Source organism: Leisingera sp., from assembly GCF_034669605.1.
Classification (GTDB): domain Bacteria; phylum Pseudomonadota; class Alphaproteobacteria; order Rhodobacterales; family Rhodobacteraceae; genus Leisingera.
The window spans coordinates 1-2,371 of sequence record NZ_JAXMOX010000358.1 but is presented as its reverse complement, the minus strand read 5'-3'; the positions used below and the strand labels follow the sequence as shown (position 1 = coordinate 2,371).

The window sequence follows — 2,371 nt, the reverse complement described above, 5'->3', positions numbered from 1 at the left end:
AATGCCGAACCGCATGTCCTGAAGGTGGGACACCCGCTGACGGACCATTTCGTCAATCAGAGCCGAACGGCCAAGCCGCGCCGATTTCCAGCGCCCGGCAACCGGTTCAATGGCCGGAGAGGTCCAATTCAGCACCTGAAAAGTGGCGCCGGACGGCAGGTTGGCGGCAATGACACCGCCGATGTTCTCAGTCAAATCGTTTTGACCGATCGACGCGCCCACTTCCATCAGGAAGCCGCTGCCGTGGGTAAAGTGGTAGAGCTTGTGTTCCGGATCATAGACCCGCCACGGCAGAATGTCGGAGAGCACATCACCCTCCATCAGGTCCGGCTCTTCCTCTGTCCACGGGACATCCCCGAACAGACCGTCCATTATGTCACGAACAATTTTCATTTCCTGCCCCTCTGACGGCGTTTTTTGCCCAATAGGGTATTGCGTGGAAAAGAGCGGCTTACGGCTTCAACAGCTTGCCAAGCCTTGTCACGGAAGTGGCGAACTTGCTCTACAGGGAGCCACACCGTCACTTCGACAAAACCAGCTTTGCGTCGCTCTTGCCTGATCGAGACCATGCGGGCTGCTTTGTCGCTCAGGCTTGTTGCGTTGGTTTTGCTCATTACTGCCGCCACTGCCCTTCCTGGATCACGAAATGCACAAAGCGCGCCTCATGCATGATCCCGCCTTCAACAAGGATCGGCGCAATCCAGAGCGTTCCGACGACTTCCGGAGAGCGGTAGGCCGCAGCGTTGTAGGGAAATCCGCCGTCCGGCAGGCCGGTGAAGGCCCCTTTTCCGGAGAACAGCGGATTTTGTGCCAGGCTCTTCACCGCAGTGTCTTCGGGACGCTCCTGAACCGAGGTCACAGCAGCGGATCCAGTGCCGTCCACAGCACCGATAGTTGTACAGGGCGACCCTTGCTGCGCTTCACACAGGAAGTCTTTTTCCGTGTTCGGGTTGGCGCAACCAGCGGTCAGCGCGACCAAAATCAGGCTTGCAAGTTTCTTCATTGGCCCAGCTCCACCCCTTCGAGAAACACGAGCTCGACCTTGGTTCCTCCATAGAGGGAGACCACCGGTTGATACTGTTCGGCCCGTTTGATGTAATAATCAGCCAGCGTGCTGGCCGCTTCTTCCGCTCCGCCGGCCAGTGTGCCTGCGCCTGCGCTTTGCAGGATCTGACTGACCGAAGCGTTTTCTTGGCCGAGAGACGCAGTAGCTCCGGCACTCAGCCCTTTGCCCAGGCCGCCCAAAGCGCCCGCGATGGCCGCATTCCGAACGTTTGCCCCCTCGCGGCTCACGACGTGACCGCGCGCACCTTCCTTACCGGATCCAGCCATGTAGCCTGCGACTTTGGTTTCCAGGACTTCCCCCTGCCGGTTTACGCAGGTCATGGAGATCAGGCGCACCTTGACCCGTTCCGACGACAGGTCGCCGGTTGCAGACCCCTGCACCGTGCAGCCCTTCAGGTTCACCCGCGCGGGCTGACGGTTTCCAAGCGCTGCGGTCACTGCAGAGCCGGTAATCCGGAACAGAACCGGAATCGGATTGTCCCGGTTAGAGACGTTGGTGGCCGCATCGGCGCCCGAAAGGACTACTGCTGGTGCGTAGCTGCCTGCAGGGAGGTAGCTGCCCAGGCGGCGGATCTCGCGTTCTTCCGTTTGCGGCTGATCGATGGCAGCGAGTGTGAAATTCTGCCCGAAGTTGCTGCGCACCGAGACCCCTTCCCCATCACCGGCTGTTTGCCCTGTCCGGCGAGGTGTCGTGCGCGTAGGCGTGCGGCGCTCAATGAAGTCGCTTCCCGGCCCGATTTCCGCTGGCTCGCGCGTCAACTGCTCTTTGCCAGGCAATTGGGCCGCGGCATTGAATGATTGCTCCGGCCCGCTTGAGGCCGGGCGGTTTTTGGCTTCAGCCAGTTGGGTTTCCAGCGTCGAAATCTTTTCGATCAGCTGCAAGATAGGCTCATCATATTCCTGCCGGATTGCCTCAGCCTGTTGTACGGCTTCGCGGCGGGACTGCTCGACCAGCTTGCGCTGCTCTTGCAGCTCCTTCTGAAGACGCTCCATTTGGAGCCGCCCGGAGGTGATCCAGGACATTTCCGGTGAGGCCGCAGCCGTGCGGTCCGAAATTATCGTTTCGTCAACCGTAGGGTTGGAGCGGTTCGGGAGACCCGCGCCCCCTGCCCCACGGTTCATCATTGCGCCAAGAACAACGAAGCCCCCAACCACGACGACGCCAACAATGCCAATCGCAATGATCTGGTTCTTTTTGCGGTCTTTCTGAGCCATCACTTCGCCCTCACAACAACAACCCAGGACCGTTCACCGGCGGCGAGGCTTTTTTTCTGAACCCAGACTGACAGCACGCCAGCCCGGTAAA

Annotated in this window: 4 protein-coding genes; all 4 read right to left on the bottom strand. The window is 59.9% G+C overall.

Features of this window, described 5'->3' with window-relative positions; translation table 11 throughout:
* Positions 1-393, bottom strand: a 393-nt coding sequence (locus tag VOI29_RS24175; protein ID WP_323784404.1) for a TraC family protein, incomplete at its 3' end; no start/stop codon positions are given.
* Positions 390-614: a hypothetical protein gene (locus tag VOI29_RS24170; RefSeq protein WP_323784402.1), complete on the bottom strand. Its 225-nt coding sequence runs from the start codon at positions 612-614 to the stop codon at positions 390-392. The genes VOI29_RS24175 and VOI29_RS24170, both read right to left, overlap by 4 nt.
* Positions 614-1,003, bottom strand: coding sequence for a TraV family lipoprotein (locus VOI29_RS24165; RefSeq protein WP_323784400.1), 390 nt, complete (start codon positions 1,001-1,003; stop codon positions 614-616). Before VOI29_RS24165 ends, VOI29_RS24170 begins: the two co-directional genes overlap by 1 nt.
* Complete coding sequence (locus VOI29_RS24160) at positions 1,000-2,280, bottom strand: TrbI/VirB10 family protein (protein ID WP_323784398.1); 1,281 nt, start codon at positions 2,278-2,280, stop codon at positions 1,000-1,002. The genes VOI29_RS24165 and VOI29_RS24160 overlap by 4 nt, the downstream gene beginning before the upstream one ends.
* Positions 2,281-2,371: the final 91 nt, after the last annotated feature.